The 18,753-nt window shown below is 69.0% G+C and carries 17 protein-coding genes; 11 read left to right on the top strand and 6 right to left on the bottom strand.

Annotated elements, in window-relative coordinates; all coding sequences use genetic code 11:
* Positions 1-4 precede the first annotated feature (4 nt).
* The 3 genes from HCX50_RS10810 to aceA form a co-directional block, all read right to left on the bottom strand.
* Positions 5-436 (bottom strand): hypothetical protein, encoded by a 432-nt coding sequence (locus HCX50_RS10810; protein WP_167634358.1) that lies wholly within the window; start codon positions 434-436, stop codon positions 5-7.
* A 96-nt stretch (positions 437-532) separates the two neighbouring features.
* Complete coding sequence (aceB, locus tag HCX50_RS10805) at positions 533-2,188, bottom strand: malate synthase A (RefSeq protein ID WP_167634356.1); 1,656 nt, start codon at positions 2,186-2,188, stop codon at positions 533-535.
* 54 nt (positions 2,189-2,242) lie between these two features.
* Positions 2,243-3,568 carry an isocitrate lyase gene (aceA, locus tag HCX50_RS10800; protein ID WP_167634354.1) on the bottom strand — a complete coding sequence of 442 codons (1,326 nt, stop codon included), beginning with the start codon at positions 3,566-3,568 and terminating at the stop codon, positions 2,243-2,245.
* Between the two features lie 133 nt (positions 3,569-3,701).
* Between aceA and HCX50_RS10795 the strand changes: the two genes are divergently transcribed.
* From HCX50_RS10795 to HCX50_RS10770, 6 genes are all read left to right on the top strand, one after another.
* Complete coding sequence (locus tag HCX50_RS10795) at positions 3,702-5,153, top strand: helix-turn-helix domain-containing protein (protein WP_091029647.1); 1,452 nt, start codon at positions 3,702-3,704, stop codon at positions 5,151-5,153.
* Positions 5,154-5,285: 132 nt separating this feature from the next.
* The gene (locus HCX50_RS10790) at positions 5,286-6,389 is read left to right on the top strand and encodes an ABC transporter substrate-binding protein (RefSeq protein ID WP_237682449.1); all 1,104 of its coding nucleotides are present in this window, start codon (positions 5,286-5,288) and stop codon (positions 6,387-6,389) included.
* Positions 6,389-7,186, top strand: coding sequence for an ABC transporter ATP-binding protein (locus tag HCX50_RS10785; RefSeq protein WP_167634350.1), 798 nt, complete (start codon positions 6,389-6,391; stop codon positions 7,184-7,186). The genes HCX50_RS10790 and HCX50_RS10785 overlap by 1 nt, the downstream gene beginning before the upstream one ends.
* Positions 7,179-8,027 (top strand): ABC transporter permease, encoded by an 849-nt coding sequence (locus tag HCX50_RS10780; RefSeq protein WP_167634348.1) that lies wholly within the window; start codon positions 7,179-7,181, stop codon positions 8,025-8,027. The genes HCX50_RS10785 and HCX50_RS10780 overlap by 8 nt, the downstream gene beginning before the upstream one ends.
* A gap of 109 nt (positions 8,028-8,136) precedes the next feature.
* Positions 8,137-9,516: an NtaA/DmoA family FMN-dependent monooxygenase gene (locus HCX50_RS10775; protein ID WP_029260974.1), complete on the top strand. Its 1,380-nt coding sequence runs from the start codon at positions 8,137-8,139 to the stop codon at positions 9,514-9,516.
* Positions 9,509-10,393, top strand: a complete 885-nt coding sequence (locus HCX50_RS10770; protein WP_167634346.1) for a PfkB family carbohydrate kinase — start codon at positions 9,509-9,511, stop codon at positions 10,391-10,393. The genes HCX50_RS10775 and HCX50_RS10770 overlap by 8 nt, the downstream gene beginning before the upstream one ends.
* 4 nt (positions 10,394-10,397) lie before the next feature.
* Here the strand turns inward: HCX50_RS10770 and HCX50_RS10765 are convergent, their stop codons facing one another.
* The gene (locus HCX50_RS10765) at positions 10,398-10,997 is read right to left on the bottom strand and encodes a PadR family transcriptional regulator (RefSeq protein WP_091029674.1); all 600 of its coding nucleotides are present in this window, start codon (positions 10,995-10,997) and stop codon (positions 10,398-10,400) included.
* A gap of 103 nt (positions 10,998-11,100) precedes the next feature.
* On the opposite strand from HCX50_RS10765, the gene HCX50_RS10760 reads away from it, so the two are divergent.
* From HCX50_RS10760 to HCX50_RS10750, 3 genes are all read left to right on the top strand, one after another.
* Positions 11,101-11,610 carry a flavin reductase family protein gene (locus HCX50_RS10760; RefSeq protein WP_091029677.1) on the top strand — a complete coding sequence of 170 codons (510 nt, stop codon included), beginning with the start codon at positions 11,101-11,103 and terminating at the stop codon, positions 11,608-11,610.
* Positions 11,607-12,017 carry a riboflavin kinase gene (locus tag HCX50_RS10755; protein WP_091029681.1) on the top strand — a complete coding sequence of 137 codons (411 nt, stop codon included), beginning with the start codon at positions 11,607-11,609 and terminating at the stop codon, positions 12,015-12,017. The genes HCX50_RS10760 and HCX50_RS10755 overlap by 4 nt, the downstream gene beginning before the upstream one ends.
* Positions 12,018-12,105: 88 nt before the next feature.
* The gene (locus HCX50_RS10750) at positions 12,106-12,579 is read left to right on the top strand and encodes a hypothetical protein (protein WP_091029685.1); all 474 of its coding nucleotides are present in this window, start codon (positions 12,106-12,108) and stop codon (positions 12,577-12,579) included.
* A 27-nt stretch (positions 12,580-12,606) separates the two neighbouring features.
* Here the strand turns inward: HCX50_RS10750 and HCX50_RS10745 are convergent, their stop codons facing one another.
* Complete coding sequence (locus HCX50_RS10745; RefSeq protein ID WP_167634344.1) at positions 12,607-14,391, bottom strand: sensor histidine kinase; 1,785 nt, start codon at positions 14,389-14,391, stop codon at positions 12,607-12,609.
* A gap of 209 nt (positions 14,392-14,600) precedes the next feature.
* Between HCX50_RS10745 and HCX50_RS10740 the strand changes: the two genes are divergently transcribed.
* Positions 14,601-15,245 (top strand): response regulator, encoded by a 645-nt coding sequence (locus tag HCX50_RS10740; RefSeq protein ID WP_167634342.1) that lies wholly within the window; start codon positions 14,601-14,603, stop codon positions 15,243-15,245.
* Between the two features lie 480 nt (positions 15,246-15,725).
* On the opposite strand, the gene HCX50_RS10735 is transcribed toward HCX50_RS10740, so the two are convergent.
* Positions 15,726-17,240 carry a PucR family transcriptional regulator gene (locus HCX50_RS10735; protein ID WP_167634340.1) on the bottom strand — a complete coding sequence of 505 codons (1,515 nt, stop codon included), beginning with the start codon at positions 17,238-17,240 and terminating at the stop codon, positions 15,726-15,728.
* Between the two features lie 97 nt (positions 17,241-17,337).
* Here HCX50_RS10735 and gabT point away from each other — a divergent pair, with 97 nt between their 5' ends.
* Complete coding sequence (gene gabT / locus HCX50_RS10730; protein WP_091027486.1) at positions 17,338-18,699, top strand: 4-aminobutyrate--2-oxoglutarate transaminase; 1,362 nt, start codon at positions 17,338-17,340, stop codon at positions 18,697-18,699.
* The last annotated feature ends 54 nt before the right edge of the window (positions 18,700-18,753 follow it).

The raw sequence follows: 18,753 nt of genomic DNA, 5'->3' as shown, positions 1-18,753 counted from the left end.
GGCTTCAGGCTCCGTACGAGGCGGGGAGCGAGCAGTAGTCGGCGAACCGTCGCACCGGCTGCGCGGGGTCGCTCACGTCGACGATCGACCCGGCGACCGTGTGCGGCGGCTCGTCGCCGGCCAGTTGCCACACCGCGTAGTTCCACATGCCCCTCGGGCGCTCGCCGAGCAGACCGGCCGGCCCCGAGACGAGCAGGATTCCGTCGTTGGTGGGGTCTTCGCGGAACGTGGTGACCACCGCACGCACACCGGATTCATCGCCCTCGGCCGAGTGCTCGCGGACGACCTGCTGCCCCGCCTTGGTCAGCGCCGCTGCGAGGTCGTCGGCCGCCCGTCGCGAGCGCTCGGCATCCGCCCCGGCGACCGCGAGCAGCCGACGGCCGCGAGGGTAGAAGTGCAGGAACTCGGTGGCGATGTCCGCCCAGACGTCGGTCATGTCTCCAGGCTACGCCTCGCCCGTTGCGCCGGCCCCGGAAACGGAAGAGCCCCCGGGCCGCGGTATCCGCCGCAGCCCGGGGGCTCTTCCGCGCGTTCAGTCCTCGTCGATCAGGAACCGGCTGTAGGCGCCGAGGGTGAGGAAGGTCGGGAACTCCTCCTGCAGGGCGACCTCGCGGAAGATCTCCGCCGCGTCGTCGTAGCGGTCGCCGTGGCTGCGGGTCGCCTGTGCGAGCACCTGGGTGATCAGTCCCTCGATGTACTCGGCCGTGATCGGGGTGCCGTCCTGCGTCGATCGGTCCTGATGGATCCACTGCCACACCTGCGAGCGGCTGATCTCGGCGGTCGCGGCATCCTCCATCAGGTTGTCGATCGCCACGGCGCCGAGTCCGCGCAGCCAGGCCTCCAGGTAGCGGATGGCGACCGAGACGTTGTCCCTCACGCCCTGCGCCGTGATCGGCCGACCGATGTGCAGGTCGAGCAGGTCGCGTGCCTCGACGTGCACGTCGTCGCGCTGGCGGTCGACCTGGTTGGGGCGGTCGCCCAGCACGGCGTCGAACTCCGCCTGAGCCGTGGGGATCAGGTCGGGGTGCGCGACCCACGTACCGTCGAAGCCGTCGCCGGCCTCGCGCTTCTTGTCGGCCGTGACCTTCTCGATCGCGCGTGCCGTCACCTCGGGGTCGCGGCGGTTCGGGATGAACGCGCTCATGCCGCCGATCGCGAAGGCTCCCCGCTTGTGGCAGGTCTGCACGAGCAGGTCGGTGTACGCCCGCATGAACGGCACGGTCATCGTGACCTCGCTGCGGTCGGGGAGCACGAAGCGTGCACCGCGGCCGCGGTAGTTCTTGATGATCGAGAAGATGTAGTCCCACCGCCCGGCGTTCAGTCCGGCGCAGTGGTCGCGCAGCTCGTAGAGGATCTCGTCCATCTCGAACGCGGCCGGGAGGGTCTCGATCAGCACCGTCGCGCGGATCGTGCCGTGCGGGATGCCGATGTACTCCTCGCTGAACGAGAACACGTCATCCCAGAGCTTCGCCTCCTCGCTCGACTCGATCTTGGCGATGTAGAAGTAGGGCCCGCGCCCGCCGTCGATCAGCGCCTGGGCGTTGTGCAGGAAGTAGAGGCCGAAGTCGACGAGGGAGCCGGATGCCGAGGTGCGACGACCGGCGCGATCGATGAACGCGATGTGCTTCTCCGGCAGGTGCCACCCGCGCGGACGCATCACGATCGTGGGCGTGCGCTCCGCCGTGACGCGGTACTCCTTGCCTTCCGGCGAGGTGAACGACAGCTCGCCGCGGATCGCGTCCCGAAGGGACAGCTGCCCTTCTATGACGTTCTTCCAGGTTGGGCTCGTGGCATCCTCCTGGTCGGCGAGCCACACTCGCGCGCCGGAGTTCAGAGCGTTGATCGTCATCTTCGGGTCGGTCGGGCCGGTGATCTCGACGCGACGGTCCTCGAGCCCGGGACCGGCGCCGGCGACCCGCCAGTCGCGGTCCTCACGGATGTGCGCGGTGTCGTCGCGGAAGCGGGGGTCGTGCCCGTTGCCGATCTCGAAACGGCGGCGCATCCGGTCGGCGAGCCGGTCGTGACGGCGGGAGGCGAACCGGTGGTGCAGCTCGGTGAGGAAGGCGATCGCCTCGGGGGTGAGGATCTTCTCGTAGCGGTCGCGGATGGGGCCGGTGACCTCGATCGCCGGACCCTGCTGGGTCGTCTGGATCGGAGCCGTGATCGGGGGAGCGGTGGGAGTGGTCATGATCGTGTGTCCTTTGCGTTGCGTTGCGTCGCGATGCGAAGAAGGCGGCGGGGATCAGTGGAACTGCGCGGCTTCGGTGGAGCCGGCGAGGGCGAGCGTCGCGCTGTCGGGGTTGAGCGCGGTGGAGATGACGTCGAAGTATCCGGTGCCCGCCTCGCGCTGGTGCTTGGTGGCGGTGTAGCCGTCGGCTTCGGCGGCGAACTCGGCTTCCTGCAGCTCGACATAGGCGCTCATGGCGCGATCGGCGTAGCCGCGGGCGAGGTCGAACATCGAGTGGTTCAGGGCGTGGAAGCCGGCGAGCGTGATGAACTGGAACTTGTAGCCCAGGTCAGCCAACTCCTGCTGGAACGTCGCGATCTCGGCGTCGGACAGGTGCTTCTTCCAGTTGAAACTCGGAGAGCAGTTGTAGGCCAGGAGCTTACCGGGGAACTGCGCGTGGATCGCGGCTGCGAAGTTGCGCGCGAGCTCGATGTCCGGCTCGCCCGTCTCCACCCACAGCAGGTCGGCGTAGGGGGCGAACGCCAGACCACGGCTGATGACCGATTCGAGTCCCGGCTCGATCCGGTAGAAACCCTCCGTCGTGCGCTCGCCGGTGGTGAACTGCTGGTCGCGTTCGTCGACGTCGCTGGTGAGCAGGTCGGCGGCGAGGGCATCCGTGCGGGCGATGATGACGGTCGGCACGCCCGCGACGTCCGCCGCGAGCCTGGCCGCGTTCAGGGTGCGGATGTGCTGCTGGGTCGGCACGAGCACCTTGCCTCCGAGGTGGCCGCACTTCTTCTCGCTGGCCAGCTGGTCCTCCCAGTGGATGCCGGCGGCGCCGGACTGGATGAGCGACTGTGCGAGCTCGTACGCGTTCAGCGGTCCGCCGAAGCCGGCCTCGGCGTCGGCGACGATCGGTGCGAGCCAGTCCTGCGTGATCTCGCCTTCGGCATGCTCGAGCTGGTCCTGGCGGATGAGGGCGTTGTTGATGCGGCGAACCACCGCCGGCACCGAGTTCGCGGGGTACAGCGACTGGTCGGGGTAGGTCTGGCCGGCGAGGTTGCCGTCGGCAGCGACCTGCCACCCCGAGAGGTAGATGGCTTTCAGTCCTGCCCGCACCTGCTGCACGGCCTGACCTCCGGTGTAGGCGCCGAGCGCCCGGACGTAGTCCTCGGTGTGCAGGAGGTTCCAGAGGTTCTCGGCGCCGCGGTGGGCGAGGGTCGACTCTTCGCGGACCGAGCCACGGATGCGGATGACGTCTTCTGCCGAGTAGGTGCGCTCGACGCCGTCCCAGCGGGGATCGGTATCCCAGATCTCCTGGAGCTCGGCGGCCGTCTGAACCTGGTCGCCGGCTCGCAGACCGGCGGGGCGGGGCGTCGGGGTGTGGGCGGTGTTCGTCATGGTGTCTCCTCGGTGGATCCGGCGGCTGTGCCGGTGTGGCGTGGTTCCACTGTGCGTGAAGATCGGGACATCGAACCGCCTGTTTCGAAGAGAAGATCGATCGAAATTCTGTTTCTGTGACAGAATCTGCCGCATGAGCACCATCGACGCTGCAGAAGAGACCGACGCCCTCACGATCGGTCGCCGCATCCGCCGGCTCCGCACGGCGAAGGGCATGACGCTCGACGACCTCGCCTCCGCCGTCGATCGGGCGCCGAGTCAGATGTCGATGATCGAGACCGGCAAGCGCGAACCCAAGCTCACGCAACTGCAGGCGATCGCCCGCGCCCTGGGTGTGACGATCGACGCCCTGCTGGAGGGCGAGCCGCTCGACGAGCGCAGTGCCGTCGAGATCGCCCTGGAGCGCGCGATGAAGGGGCAGACGTTCCAGGCCCTGGGCATCGAGCCGTTCCGCATCGCGAAGAGTCTGCCGACCGATGCGCTGAAGGCCCTGCTCGCGCTGCACGGGGAGATCGACCGGCTCAGGGACGAGCGGGCCGCGACGCCGGAGGAGGCCAGGCGGGCGAACGTCGAGCTGCGGCACCTGATGCGCCGGCAGGACAATCACTTCGCCGACCTCGAGGCCAAGGCCGCAGAGATCCTCGCCGCGGTCGGCCACCCTGGTGGCCCTCTGACGCAGCGCACCGCATCCGAGATCGCTGCCTACCTCGGCTTCACCCTGCACTACGCGCCCGACCTTCCGCAGACCACCCGTAGCGTCGCCGACCTCGCGAACGGGCGGCTCTACCTGTCGAGCAGCGTGCCCGCGAAGGGCGATGCCCGCACCGCGGTGCTGCAGGCGCTGTCGAGCCGCATCCTCGGGCACTCCGAGCCACGCAGCTATGCCGAGTTCCTGCGGCAGCGCGTCGAGACCAACTACCTGACGGGCGCGCTTCTCATCCCCGAGTCGCATGTCGTCCCTGCGCTGAAGGATGCGAAGCAGCGACGGGCGATCTCGATCGAAGACCTGCGCGACGCGTACTCGGTGTCGTACGAGACCGCGGCGCACCGCTTCACGAACCTCGCCACGCGGCACCTCGACATTCCGGTGCACTTCCTGAAGGTGCACGAGTCGGGCACGATCACCAAGGCGTACGAGAACGACGACGTGAACTTCCCGACAGATCGGCTCGGGGCTATCGAGGGACAGATGTGTTGCCGCCGGTGGACCTCGCGCGTCGTGTTCGATGAGGACGACCGCTTCAATCCCTATTACCAGTACACCGACACCGGCAACGGCACCTACTGGTGCACTGCCAGGGTCGAGTCGTCGAGCGAGGGGCTGCACTCGGTGAGCGTGGGCGTGCGCTTCGACGACACCAAGTGGTTCGTGGGGAGGGACACCTCGCACCGGGGCGTCTCGAAGCACTCGGTGGAAGTGTGCTGCCGTCGGGCTCCCGCCGAACTGGAGGACCGCTGGCGGGAGAACTCCTGGCCGAACGTGAAGACGCCGCGCACCCTGCTCGCGACGCTGCCGACCGGGGCGTTCCCCGGGGTCGACACCACCGACGTCTACGAGTTCCTCGAGGCGCACGCCCCGCGCTGACCGCGGGCGACCTTCCTGCTGCCGGGTGCGTGCTCCGGCGTTCGTCAAAAACTAGTTTGATCTTGCTTAGTCAATCTTGACTATGTTACTTTCAACGAGCCATCAATGACGAACGGCCGAGAAGGGACCCTCATGGCTACTTCCTCTGCGGAAACCCGATTCCGCATCACTGCCACCCTGACGTGCGTTCTCGCCGCCACGCTGACGCTCGGAGCATGCTCCGCGCAGACGCCAGGCGGCGATTCCGCCCCCACGAGTGCGAGCGACACCGACGCCTGCAAGCGCAATCAGGATGCCGGCACCATCACCTACATCTCCGGCTACGGCTACTCCGCCAGCGCCGGTCAGCTCGACGTGTTCCTCGCCGAGGAGCTGGGCTACTTCGACGACCTCTGCCTCGATGTCGAGATCAACGCCTCCGGCGCGAACGGGCAGCAGCTCGTCGCATCCGGTCAGGCGCAGTTCACGGCGCTCGGCTCCGCATCCGATGTGATGCTGGCCGCGGCGAACAGCAAGAACCTCACGGCCGTCGCCACCTACGGCACCACCCCGCCGTTCTCCATCTTCGGCAACGAGAAGCTCGACAGCCTCAAGGATCTCGAGGGCGGATCGCTCGGGTACTTCATCAACCTGACCCCGATCGCCTCTGCCATGCTCGACGAGGCCGGTGTCGACGTCTCGAAGGTCGAGATGGTCAAGATGACCAACTACGACCCGACCGTCGTGGTGCGCGAGCAGGTCGACGCGATCGTCGGCTACGCCTCCAACCAGCCGCAGTCCCTCAAGGCGCAGGACCTGCCGTTCAGCGAATTCCTCCCCTCCGACCTCGGCGTCGAGGGCACGTACAACGTGATGGAGGTCAACTCCCGCTTCCTCGACGAGCACCGTGAGGTCGCCGCCGACTTCATGCGGGCGAGCCTCAAGGCGCTCCAGTACTGCCTCGACGAGTCGGACGCCTGCATCGACAAGCTCGCGAAGCTGGCCGAGGACAACAACCAGGGCGCCGCGTTCCCGCGCGACCAGCTGGCCCGCACGTGGGAGGTCGAGTCCGCGTGGGTGCGTGAGAGCGCCGGCGGAAACCCCGGCGTGCAGAACGAGTCGATGTGGGAGCCGGAGTACGCGCTCGTCGAGAAGTACGGCGACGCCAAGGACCTGCCCGCGATCGCCGACATGATGGACGCCGACCTGGTCGCCGACCTCTACGACGGCGACACCCTGACTTGGCCGGCGAAGTGATGTCGGTCGCGCGGGGAGCAGGCGTCGAGGTCAGAAACGTCACCAAGTCCTTCGGCGTCGACGGCGCTCAGGTCACGGTGCTCGACGATGTGAGCCTGACGATCGGCATGGGCGAGTTCGTGTCGGTGATCGGTCCGAGCGGCTGCGGCAAATCCACGCTGCTCAAGGTGGTCGCCGGCCTCCTCGACGCCGACTCCGGCACCGTCACGATCGACGGCGAGAGCGTCACGGCGGCCTCGCGCGACAAGAAGATCGGCCTCGTGCCGCAGTCGCCCGCACTGCTGCCGTGGAAGACGGTGCGCGAGAACGTCGAGCTGCCGGTGCGCATCAACGCCAAGGCGAACTCCGGGCGAGCGCTGCGCGACCCCGAGGAGCTGCTGTCGACGTTCGGGCTCGGACAGGCGATGAAGAAGTATCCCGGTCAGCTCTCGGGCGGCATGCAGCAGCGCGCCGCGATCGCCAGGGCGTTCGTGTTCGACCCGGCCATCATGCTGATGGACGAGCCGTTCTCTGCCCTCGACGAGATGAACCGGGACTTGCAGCGGATCGCGCTGCTGGAGTTCTGGCAGTCGAACCGCAAGGCCGTCATGTTCGTCACGCACTCGGTGCCGGAGGCGATCATGCTCTCCGACCGCATCGTGGTGATGGCCGCCCACCCGGGGCGCATCGCCCAGGTGATCGACGTGAACCTGCCGCGACCACGCGACGAGCAGTCGTATGCCACGGAGGAGTTCCGCGAGATGGAAGCAGTCGTGCGCGATGCGCTGCGCGCGCAGACGGAGAAGGCCCATGTCTGAGCTGACGATGAGAGACACGACCGCGACCCTCGCGACCGCCCGCTTGAAGGCCCAGCCGCATCGGGGCATCCCCGCCTGGCTGCGCTGGGGATCGTGGGGTCCGACTCTGATCACGTTCGTGATCGCCGCGCTGCTCTGGCAGGTCGTGGCCTGGACCAACCCGTATGTGCTCCCGACGCTGGAGGCGATCGGCGGCAGCCTCGTCGACGACGCCGGCATGTACTGGTCGAACTTCCTCGTCACGCTGCTCGAAGTGGTGGTCGGCGCCTCCGCCGGTATCCTCGCCGGTTTCGTGCTAGCGGTGGTCATGGCCGAGTTCCAGATCATCGAGCGGGCCGTGATGCCGCTCGTGATCATCGTGATGGTGACCCCGATCGTGGCGATCGCCCCGGCGCTGGTCGTGGCCTTCGGGTTCGGCATGGTGCCGAAGTTCATCGTGACGGGGCTCGTGGTCTTCTTCCCGATGCTCGTGAACTCGCTGGCCGGTCTCCGCGATGTCGATCAGAAGGCGATGGATGTCTTCAAGACGTTGCACGCCTCGCGGTGGGAGATCTTCCGGGAACTGCGATTCCCCGGCGGCATGCCCTATGTGTTCGCAGGGCTCCGCATCGCCCTGCCGCTCGCGGTGGTCGGCGCCGCAGTCGCCGAGTTCGTCGCGGCGGGACAGCAGGCCGGTCTCGGTTCGCTCGTCACCACCTCCGCTGCACAGGCGAACCTGCCCGTCACCTGGGCGAGCATCGCCCTGCTCTGTCTGCTCGGTGTGCTCCTGATCATCGTCCTCGCCCTGGTGCGCAAGCGCGTGCTCTGGTGGAGCGACGGCGAGGTCACGGCCAAGGGCTGACGCGGCATCCGGATCCCGGGGCGGGCGCTCCACCCGCCCCGGGGTTCCTCCGGCGTGCCCGGAACCACTCGAGAACGACCAGAACCACCCACAAGGAAGGCACCCGCACATGACCGATCAGAACACCGTCAAGCAGCTGCGCCTCGGCCTCTTCGAGAACGCCCAGGCGAACGACTCCGGCACCGCCACCTGGCGTCACCCCGACAACGGGCGCTACCTGTTCGACAAGCTCGAGTACTGGCGCGACACCGCACGCATGGTCGAAGACGCCGGGTTCGACTTCCTGTTCCTCGCGGATGCCTGGGGCTGGGCCGATGTCGCCGGCGAGCGTCCCGACATCTGCTCGACCGAAGGGCTCGACCTGCCGCGGCTCGACCCGGCGATCATCCTCGCCGCCCTCATTCCCGAGACCACGCGTCTGGGCCTCGTGGCCACCGGCTCGACCCTCCTCGAGCCGCCCTACTCGTTCGCGCGCCGGATGGCGACGCTCGACATCCTCTCCGGCGGCCGCATCGGCTGGAACGTCGTCACCACCGGCACGGCCGACACCGCGGTGCAGGGCTTCGGCGTGCCGATGGTCGGTCATGACGAGCGCTACCTGATGGCCGACGACTTCATGCAGGTCGTCTACAAGCTGTGGGAGCAGGCGTGGGAGGAGGGAGCGCTGGAGCGCGACAAGTCCGGCCGCTTCGCCGACCCGTCCAAGGTGCACCGGATCGCGCACGACGGCCCCTACTTCCGTTCGCACGGTTACGGCAACACGTCGCGCTCGCCGCAGGGCACCCCGGTGCTGTTCCAGGCGGGGGCGTCGCCCGCCGGCCGTGAGTTCGGCGGCAAGCACGGCGAGGCGATCTTCGTCGGCAGCGGCTCCGTCGAGCAGCTCCGCGCACACTCCTCGGCGATCCGCGAGGAGGCCGTGAAGAACGGACGCGGAGCCGACGAGGTCAAGATCATGTCGGCGTTCGCCGCGATCGTCGGCAGCACGGAGGAAGAGGCGCAGCGCAAGTACGCCGAGGTCGCCGACGCGCAGAACCCGGATGTCACGGTCGCCTCGTACGCCTGGTTCACCGGCCTCGACCTGTCGGCGTACGCACCCAACACGCCGATGTCCGAGCTGAGCACCGAGCTCTCGCAGACGCAGGTCGCCCGCTTCGCCGACAAGACCGTCGGCGACGTGCTCGGCGACTGGCACGCGCACGGTGTCGGCGCCCGCCCGATCGTGGGCACCCCCGAGCAGGTGGCTGACCGGATGATCGAGCTCGCCGACGGGGCCGACCTCGACGGGTTCCTCTTCGCCCCCGTCATCCCGCCGGCATCGACCGTCGACTTCATCGAGCATGTGCTGCCGATCCTCAAGGAGCGCGGCGCGATCGTCGAACCCTCGTCGGAGCCGCAGTCGCTGCGCGAGCGTCTGATCGGCACGCCGACCCCGGCACTCGCCGATTCGCACACCGGATCGCAGTACCGGCGGACGATGTCGCGTGTCTGACACCCTCGCCGGTGTCGCCGTCGTGGGGAGCGCGAACCTCGACCTCGTGGTCGAGGTTCCGCGCCCCCCACGCGTCGGCGAGACCCTCCTCGGGCGAGCCGGCGGACGCTTCTCCGGCGGCAAGGGCCTGAATCAGGCCGTGGCATCCGCCCGTAGCGGGGTGCCCACGCGGTTCTGCGCCGTAGTGGGAGCGGATGAGGCAGCCGACCTGCTGCAGCAGACGCTGACGGAGGCCGGAGTGGTGGCGGCTCTCCGCCGCAGCGATACCGCTCCGACCGGGGTGGCCCACGTGCTCGCCCTCGATGGCGGGGACAACAGCATCATCGTCGCGGCCGGCGCCAACGGCGACCTCACACCGGAAGACACGGTCACCGGGATCGCGGGAGCTGCGGTCGTGCTCGCGCAGCTCGAGGTGCCCGTAGAGAGCGTCGCTGCCGCACTGCGCGCGGCTCGAGCTGCCGGCGCACTGACGATCCTCAACGCCGCCCCCGCGCATGCCGCGACGATCAGGATGCTCGGCGATGTCGATGTCCTGGTCGTGAACGAGACCGAGTGCGTCGAGCTCGGCGGCATCGACCGACTTCACGAGGCCGGCGCGCAGACGGTCGTCCTCACACAGGGTGCCGGGGGAGTGACGCTTCACCGCTCGGGAACAGGTCACGTGCACGTCGCCGCCTTCCGGATCGACCCGGTGGACACGACGGGGGCAGGCGATGCCTTCTGCGGTGCGCTCGCCGCTGCGCTCTCCCAGGGAGAGGGGATCGAGGATGCTCTGGTCCGCGCCTGCGCCGCCGGAGCCGTCGTGGCTCAGCACCGCGGAGCGACCACGCCGGCGCTGACGCCCGGATCGATCGCGACACTCGTCGCGTCGCGCTGAGTCGCTACTGCGTGGGGGCCGCGGCGGGTGCGGCCTCTTCCGTCTCGCCGGCGAACGTGTACTCCCCGCCGCGCAGACGCTCCAGAAGGTCGAGCAGCCACTGCTTCTCGGCCGTGAGCCGCGCCGTGGACAGGTCGAAGATCTCCCGCACGTACTTCGGGGTGGTCTCGGAGCGCAGCGTGTCCTGCACGTCGAAGCCGTTCTGCGTGATGATGGCGTCGCTCTTGATGAGGCGGTGCTCGAGACCGGCGATGACCTCCTGCCGACTCAGCACGAACATGAACGAGGCCACCGTCATGATCGCCTGGGTGTCGAAGGCCGCCACGTTCCAGAGGTTCTCGCGCAGCATCCGCTGCAACTCGACCTCGCCGGACGGCGTGATCCGGTAGGTCGTGCGTGCCGGGCGCTTGCCTTCCGCCTCGGTGCCGCTCTCGGCGATGTAGCCGTCGACCTCCAGGGCGCGCAGCGCGTTGTAGATGGATCCGGGCTGGATGTGCGCCCATTCATCGACGTGCCATGTCATGAGCTCGCGGCGGAGGAAGTACCCGTGCACGGGCTGGAACTGCTTCACGGCGCCGAGGACGACGAGGCGGGTGGTCGACATGCCCCTCATGCTAACGGCTGCGATCTCAGATTTCGGTTGTTTGCATGATCAAAGTTGCCTACAATCAAAACTAGTCAAAGTTGACTAACGAAAGGAAGCCGAAATGACGTCTGCCGTGACCGACGCCCTGCCCCGCGACCTGGCCCTCCGCCGGGCGTTCTCGGTGTACCCGACCGGTGTCGTCGCCCTCGCCGCGCACCTCGACGACCGTGCCGTCGGGATGGCGGTCAACTCCTTCACGTCGATCTCGCTCGAGCCCGCCCTCGTCGCCATCAGCGCAGCGCGGACCTCGAAGACCTGGCCGCTGCTCCGCGAGGTGCCCGAGCTCGGCATGAGCGTGCTGGCCGCGCATCACGAGCCGCTCAGTCGCTCGCTCTCGGCGCGTGAGGGCGATCGCTTCGGCGGGCATGACTGGCAGCGCACCGAGGGTGGCGCCGTGCTGATCTCGGATGCCGCGCTCTGGCTCACCTGCCGCCTGCACAGCACCTTCGACGGCGGGGACCACGAGATCGCCCTGTATGAGATTGCCGACGTCACGCTGTTCGACGATGTGGAGCCGCTGGTCTTCCATCAGAGCCGCTATCGGTCGATCGCCGGGTCCGAGAGCGCGTGAGCACTTCGCCGTCCACGATCGTCGTCGGCGTGGTCGTGCCCGGTGACGGGCGGGGGCGCGAGCTCGGCTTCCCGACGGCGAACCTGGCGCTGGACGGCAGTGACCTGCCCGCCGATGGGATCTACGCGGCGTGGACGCGTATCGACGACGAACCGGAGGCCTGGCCCGCGAGCGTCAGCGTCGGGACGAATCCGACCTTCGCCGGCGACCGGGAGAGGCGGGTCGAGGTGTATCTGCATGATGTGAACCTCGATCTGTACGGCCGGACGCTGGCGGTGACGCTCGTCGCCCGCCTGCGGCCCACGCTGCACTTCGAGGGGGTCGATGCGCTGGTCTCGCAGAGCGCGGACGATGTCCGCCGCTGTCGACGGCTCCTGGCCGGTCGTGGACCGGCTGGGGTTGCCTGAGAGCGACGGTCGCCGCAGATCGAGTACTGTTTTACATTTCACTGCTGTGGTACTTTCTCCGCATCACCGACGATCCGGAGGAACATCCATGCTCGCCCGCAAGAAGACCGCTCTCCTCACATCCACTGTCGTGGCCCTCACCCTGTCGCTGACAGGGGTGTCCTCGGCGTACGGCGCCACCGGCTACGCCACATCCGATGTCGCGGCCGCGGCGAGCGTCGGCGTGCAGGCTGCGGGGGACGAGGCCGCTCTCGATCCTCGCCTCGCGTCGTCGACCGACCTGGAGCTGCTGCTGCTCATCATGACGGGGCGCGGAGTCCTCGCCGATGCGCACCCCGAACTGATCGCCGAGCTCGGCATCACCGTGTCCACGCAGACCGAGGCAGACGGGATGGCCGCCATCGCCGCGCAGTTCCTCGCCGCGTCCCCCGCATTCTCTGCGACCAGGGCGCCCGCGATCAGGAGCACCGACCCGGCTGTGAGAGACCAGGGCATCTCCGGATTCATGACGGACTTCATGGCCTATGTGATGTCGCACTGCCGGCCCTCGTGCACCGTGTGACCAGTCGGCTCCGACCGCAGCGGACGCTCACTCCGTCGAGCGACCGCGGGGCAGTTCGTGTCGGGCGCCGTCCTCGCTGCGGCGACGCCCCGGTGGCGGCGCCGCCTTGTCGGGGCATACGGGTCGGGGGACGCTCCAGCGTGCCGTGGTCCCGCGGTCCGTCCGCTGATCCAGCGTGAACGTGCCGCCATGCAGCGCGGCACGCTCCGCGAGGTTCTCGGTCCCGCCGGGATCACCGAGGGACCCGGCGATCCCGTCACCGTCGTCCTGCACCGAGACGACCACCTCCTTCTCCGAGACGGCGACGCTGACGGCGCAGTTGCTGGCCTGCGCATGGTGGGCGACGTTGGCGAGCGCCTCGCGGATGACGGCGACCACATCATCGGCGAGCTTCCCGGTGACGACCGGATCGACCGGCCCCACGAAGGTGACCGTCGGCGCGGACGGCAGCGCCGGAGTGAGCTCGGTGATCACATCGAGCGCCCGCCGGCGGACGGGACGATCCTTGCTCTTCACCCGGCGCGTCCGGAGCGAGAATATCCCCGAACGGATGTCGGTGATGGCTGCATCGATCTCCGCGACGTGCTGCTCGAGTTCTTCGGCGTGAGCGGGGTCGGTGGCGGCGAACGCCTGCAGGCTCATCCCCGTCGCGAACAGCCGCTGGATGACGTTGTCATGCAGGTCGCGGGCGATGCGGTTGCGCTCTTCGATGATGTCGAGGTGCTGCCGATCCTCTCGAGCCCAGGCGAGCGAGGTCGCGAGACCCGCCTGGGCGACGAAATCGGAGATCGCGTCGATCTCGTTCGGAGAGAAGTCGCTGCCGGATGCCGCTCGCGTGACGCACAGGGCTCCGATCGCATGCCCGGCGGCCACCAGGGGGACGGCCACCGTGGGTCCCGCGGCATCCTGGTCTCCTGCCAGGCTGGTGTGGGTGGCCTCGTCCGTGAGGCTCCCGCTCACCACGCCTCCACTGGCGATGGCGTGCGCGGCGACCGAGCTCGCCGCCGGGAGGACGCCGTGTTCGTACGCGGCGGACAGCGGACCTCGAGCAGCGTCGATGCGAAGGTGGTCGGCGTCCACGTGGACGACGATCGTCACGAGGTCGCAGGCGACCACGTGGGTGACGCGTTCCGCCATGACGTCGAGGATGTCCTCGCGCTGAGGGGTCAGGAGCACGGCGCTCACATCCGAGAGCGCTCGATTCAGGCGCTGCTGGCGACGAGCCTCCTCGGCCTCGCGCGCGTTGTGGACGGTGATTCCCGCGGTCACGGCCATCGACTCGATGAGCTCCTCATCCTCGAGCGTGAAGACACCGGTGCGGCGGTTCGACAGCACGAGGACGCCACACACCTCGCCGTGGCTTCGGACCGGAACGCCGAGGAAGCCCTCCATGACAGGGTGATGCGGAGGGAACCCTGCGGATCGAGGGTCATCGCTCATCTGGTTCAGACGGATCGTGCGGCCGCTGTCGACCACCGCGCGGAACAGCGTGCCAGGTTCCGGCGGATCGGCGATCGCGACCGCAGTCCGCTGATCGATGCCCACGTGGATGAAACGCTCGACGGTGCCGGCCGCATCGATCACGATCAGGGCGCCGTAGCGGGCTTCGATGAGGTCGGCGGCGGCCCGGACGATGCGGGTGAGAACCCGGTCGGCGTCGAGCTGGCCCGCCGTGTCCGGAGAGAAGTCGACCAGACCGCGGAGCTGACGGCGGGTGGCGAGAAGTCGAGGTGCGCGTGTCGCGGGAGCGTCGTCCCCGTCATCCTGCTGGGGGCCGGGCGTAATATGCGTCTGTCGGCATCTGTCCTGCATCCCTCCACCTTCCCCGGAGACCGACCGGTCTGCAACGCTCAGCCGGTATATGGCAGGCGCGTCGCCGGCGGGGATCCCGATACGGGAGGCCCGCACACCCGATCGAGCCGGGACCATGGTCCCGGTCGTGGCCGCGAAACGCCCGTTACGGTGCCAGAGACGTGCCCCGGCAGACCGGATGCGCGAGCGGGTACAGGAGAGTGTCGGGCATGATCGCAGTGTTCCTGGTCGACGATCATGAGATGGTGCGCCGGGGCGTTGCGGGCGTGATCCAGGCCACTCCGGATCTCGAGGTCGTCGGCGAGGCGGGGGGCTGTCGGGAGGCGACGAGGCGGATCGCGGCCACGCTTCCCGATGTCGTGGTCCTCGATGTACACCTGCCGGACGGCAGCGGGATCGACCTGTGCCGGGCCATCCGGCAGCGGCACCCGGGCATGCGGTGCCTGATCCTCACGGCCTACGACGACGACGACGCGGTGATCGCGGCCGTGATGGCGGGGGCGGACGGGCACCTGCTCAAGACGGTGCGCGCTGCGGACCTTCCGGAAGCCGTGCGCGCCGTCGCTGAGGGCCGTCGGCTGCTCGATCCCGCCACGGTGCGTCGGGCGACGGGCCAGGTCGCCTCGGGATCCACGGATTCCGCTGATCCGCGATTCGCGTCCTTGAGCATGCGCGAACGGCAGATCCTCGCTCTCATCGCCGACGCCCTGACGAACCGGCAGATCGCGGACCGCCTCGGCCTCGCCGAGAAGACGATCAAGAACTACGTCACCTCGATGCTCGGGAAGCTGGGTTTCACGCACCGGACGCAGGCGGCGGTCTTCGAACTCTCGCGGATGCACGACGAAGGCTGACGAGCTGATGGCCCTGCCCCGGCCTTCGAGTGCCGGCGCGGTGGCGTGCGCGGACCAAAGCCCTCCCGGCGGGAGGTCGAGGGACGAATGGCCCTACGGTGCTGCCTTCTTCTGAGTGAGGGTGGCAGAGGACGATCCGGAGCAGGGAGAAGGGACGAGACGGTGAGTAGGGCGATGCACAGCGACTCCGTGAGGCTGCGGAACGTCTGGGCGGAGCGCGGTGCGAACGACGATGGGGCGTTCGTCCGGTGATGGGGACTGCGTGGGTGGCTTGTGGGGGAGCCATCCGAGCGGTCGCGGGGCTGTGCGCGTGGCTGTGGGAGCTGCGCGGATGGCTGTCCGGGGTTGCGGACGGCGGGGGAGCCGTTCTGGGGATGCGGACGGTTGTGGGAGCCGTCCGGGGATGAACGGATGGCCGTGGGGGCTGTTCGGGCGGCGAGGGGCGGGTGGGCCGCCCGCCCCTCGCTGGTCACCCGCGGCTCAGTCCCGGGCTGTCTGCAGGAGGGTCCACAGCTCGGCGCGTGCCGGGAATGCCGAGAGGTCGATGTCGAGCAGGCCCCCGGCCTGAGCGATGCGGGACCGCAGGGTGTGCCGATGCACCCCGAGGGCTGATGCGGCGGGTTCGGCCCTCGCATCGTGCTCCAACCAGGTGCGCAGCGAGCGCTCCAGCTCGGCCCCGGTGCGGGCATCGTGCTCGCGCAGTGGCGCGAGACGCGACTCCGCGACGAGACGCGCTTCATCGGTCGCCAGCGCGGTGAGGATGCTGGAGCCCACCGTCTCGGAGTATCGGGCGACCCCGTGCGTTCCCTGTTGGCGAAGAGCAGTCAGAGCCTGCGCGTGCGCGCGGGCGAACGAGTCGTAGCCGTCGGGATCGGAGACGCCGATGCGGATGCCGAAGCGCGTGGCGACCTCGTCGAAGAGGCCTTCCTCGCCGGCGGAGACGCACATGGTCACGCCGTCCTCGGACTCGGCGAGGAAGACGGGAGTGCCGTGCTCGGAGCGATGCCGCTCCCACCATTCGCCGAGCGGGCCGGCAGGGGCATCCGCGGCGACGGCCACGATCACCGGAGCAGGGGGCAGGCCGCCGAGCACTCTTCTCGCCAGCGTGGGATCGTCGGCGAGCAGGGAGCCGAGGAGCTGGGCGTGCAGGCGCCGCCGGCTCCGTGCGAGCTGTTCGCTCTGCTCCATCGCGAGCCCCGCCATGGCGATCACCGACGTCACGACCGACCGCGCCTCCGGGTCGAGCGCGTCGAGCGCCAGAGCGATCACCCCCCGCAGGTGCCCGCCGCGGCCCACGGTGAACAGCATGAATGCGTGATCTCCGAGAGTGAGCGACTGACTCGCTTCCAGCCCGCGCGTGAGGATCTCCATCACCCGCTCGCTCAGGGCGTCGAGTAGCTCGGCATGGAGGCGGTCGCGCGGGTGGGCGGCGACGACCGCCCCCGCCGCATCGAACATTCCGGCCCAGACGTCGAGTCGTCGTCCGAGTTCCGCGATGGTCGCCTCGAGCCCGCTGGGCCGGAGAGCCGCCAGGGCGAGGGCACGCTGGGTGTCGAGCGCCCAGGACCGTCGGGCGTACGCCTGGGCGGCGATCGCCTCGGAGTGCGCGCGGGCGACCGCGATGAACGGCGTGCGGTACGGCACCGCGAACAGCGGCATCCCGTGCGCGGCGCACGAGGCGACGAGCTCCTCCGGAATGCCGGACCGATGCACCTCCGTGCCGAAGCCGAGCCCGAGGACCCCCCGTTCGGCGAGGCGTCCCACGTAGGTGTCGATGTCGACGGCCTCGTCGAACTGCGTGCCCGTGGTCAGCAATGCGAGGTCCTCGGAGAGGAAGGGGGTCGGGTCGGCCAGGTCGGAACTGTGCACCCAGCGCAGCGGGCGGTCGAGAGCCCCCTCCGGCAGGTCTTCTTCGAGGGGTACGAGTGCGAGCCCGAGGTCCCGACGGCGGAGCAGCGCCCGCAGCGTCGGCTGGTCGGGTTCGGTGGTGGCCATGATGAACCTCTCGGCTGTACAGTCTGGCGAACACTTCGCCTAGATTGTACAAGGTGGCTAGTGCGACGGGCTCCGCTGCCGCCGTACGCTCGCGAACATGGCACTCCTCGACACCGCAGCACCCGCAGTCCCTCTCGGCGGACCCGACCTCCCGCAGGAGCGTCGCCTGGTCACGGACCTTCCCGGCCCTCGCTCGGCCGAGATCCTCGCACGCAAGGCGGATGCCGTCGCGGCCGGTGTGGGGCACACCGTCCCGATCGCGGCCGTGGCCGCCGGTGGCGGAGTGATCGTCGACGCGGACGGCAACTCGCTCATCGACCTGGGCTCCGGCATCGCCGTGACCACGGTCGGCAACGCGCACCCCAAGGTCGCCGCAGCCGTGGCCGCCCAGGCCGCGCAGTTCACGCACACCTGCTTCATGATCTCGCCGTACGAGTCGTATGTCGGCGTCGCCGAGGCGCTCAACCGCATCACCCCCGGTGACTTCGCGAAGAAGAGCGCCCTGTTCAACTCCGGGGCAGAAGCCGTCGAGAACGCGATCAAGATCGCCCGCAAGCACACCGGCCGTCAGGCGGTCGTCGCCTTCGACCACGGCTACCACGGCCGCACGAACCTCACCATGGCGCTCACCGCCAAGTCGATGCCGTACAAGAGCGGCTTCGGGCCCTTCGCCCCCGAGGTCTACCGCGCTCCCATGTCGTACCCGTTCCGTGACGGGCTCGACGGCAACGAGGCGGCGGCCCGCGTCATCCTCCAGCTCGAGAAGCAGATCGGCGCCGACAACCTGGCCGCTGTCATCATCGAGCCCATCCAGGGCGAGGGTGGCTTCATCGTCCCGGCCGACGGCTTCCTGCCGGCGATCGTCGATTGGTGCCGCGCGAACGGCGTCGTCTTCATCGCCGATGAGGTGCAGACCGGCTTCGCCCGCACGGGTCACATGTTCGCGAGCGAGATCTTCGGCATCGAGCCCGACCTGATCACCACGGCCAAGGGCATCGCCGGCGGACTCCCGCTCGCGGCCGTCACCGGCCGCGCCGAGATCATGGACGCCTCGCACTCCGGTGGCCTCGGCGGCACCTACGGCGGCAACCCGATCGCCTGCGCCGCCGCCCTCGCCTCGATCGACGTGTTCGAGAACGACGGCGTGATCGAGCGCGCCCGTGAGATCGGCGCGATCCTCACGCAGCGTCTCACCTCGATCCAGCAGAACGACCCGCGCGTCGGCGACGTCCGCGGCCACGGTGCGATGATCGCCGCCGAGTTCGTCGATCCCGAGACCCAGGCTCCGGATGCCGCTCTCACGGCCGCGGTCGCCAAGGCCTGCATCGCCCAGGGCGTCGTCGTCCTCACCTGCGGAACCTACGGGAACGTCATCCGCTTCCTTCCCCCGCTCTCGATCGGCGACGATCTGCTGAACGAGGGACTCGACATCGTCGCCGCGGCGCTCGCCGCGGCCTGACACCCCTGTCCGGTCGCGACCCCGATCGGGGGATTTCGGGTCGCGACCGGCACT

The organism is Microbacterium sp. B19(2022) (assembly GCF_012030385.1).
GTDB classification, from domain to species: domain Bacteria; phylum Actinomycetota; class Actinomycetes; order Actinomycetales; family Microbacteriaceae; genus Microbacterium; species Microbacterium oxydans_B.
This window is presented reverse-complemented; position numbering and strand designations above follow the sequence as displayed.

Coding starts and splice junctions, on each gene's coding strand:
- HCX50_RS10780 (WP_167634348.1), top strand. CDS start 7,179: ATGTCTGAGCTGACGATGAGAGACACGACCGCGACCCTCGCGACCGCC.
- HCX50_RS10810 (WP_167634358.1), bottom strand. CDS start 436: ATGACCGACGTCTGGGCGGACATCGCCACCGAGTTCCTGCACTTCTAC.
- HCX50_RS10760 (WP_091029677.1), top strand. CDS start 11,101: ATGACGTCTGCCGTGACCGACGCCCTGCCCCGCGACCTGGCCCTCCGC.
- gabT (WP_091027486.1), top strand. CDS start 17,338: ATGGCACTCCTCGACACCGCAGCACCCGCAGTCCCTCTCGGCGGACCC.
- HCX50_RS10735 (WP_167634340.1), bottom strand. CDS start 17,240: ATGGCCACCACCGAACCCGACCAGCCGACGCTGCGGGCGCTGCTCCGC.
- HCX50_RS10795 (WP_091029647.1), top strand. CDS start 3,702: ATGAGCACCATCGACGCTGCAGAAGAGACCGACGCCCTCACGATCGGT.
- aceB (WP_167634356.1), bottom strand. CDS start 2,188: ATGACCACTCCCACCGCTCCCCCGATCACGGCTCCGATCCAGACGACC.
- HCX50_RS10790 (WP_237682449.1), top strand. CDS start 5,286: ATGGCTACTTCCTCTGCGGAAACCCGATTCCGCATCACTGCCACCCTG.
- HCX50_RS10785 (WP_167634350.1), top strand. CDS start 6,389: ATGTCGGTCGCGCGGGGAGCAGGCGTCGAGGTCAGAAACGTCACCAAG.
- HCX50_RS10745 (WP_167634344.1), bottom strand. CDS start 14,391: ATGCAGGACAGATGCCGACAGACGCATATTACGCCCGGCCCCCAGCAG.
- HCX50_RS10775 (WP_029260974.1), top strand. CDS start 8,137: ATGACCGATCAGAACACCGTCAAGCAGCTGCGCCTCGGCCTCTTCGAG.
- aceA (WP_167634354.1), bottom strand. CDS start 3,568: ATGACGAACACCGCCCACACCCCGACGCCCCGCCCCGCCGGTCTGCGA.
- HCX50_RS10765 (WP_091029674.1), bottom strand. CDS start 10,997: ATGTCGACCACCCGCCTCGTCGTCCTCGGCGCCGTGAAGCAGTTCCAG.
- HCX50_RS10740 (WP_167634342.1), top strand. CDS start 14,601: ATGATCGCAGTGTTCCTGGTCGACGATCATGAGATGGTGCGCCGGGGC.
- HCX50_RS10750 (WP_091029685.1), top strand. CDS start 12,106: ATGCTCGCCCGCAAGAAGACCGCTCTCCTCACATCCACTGTCGTGGCC.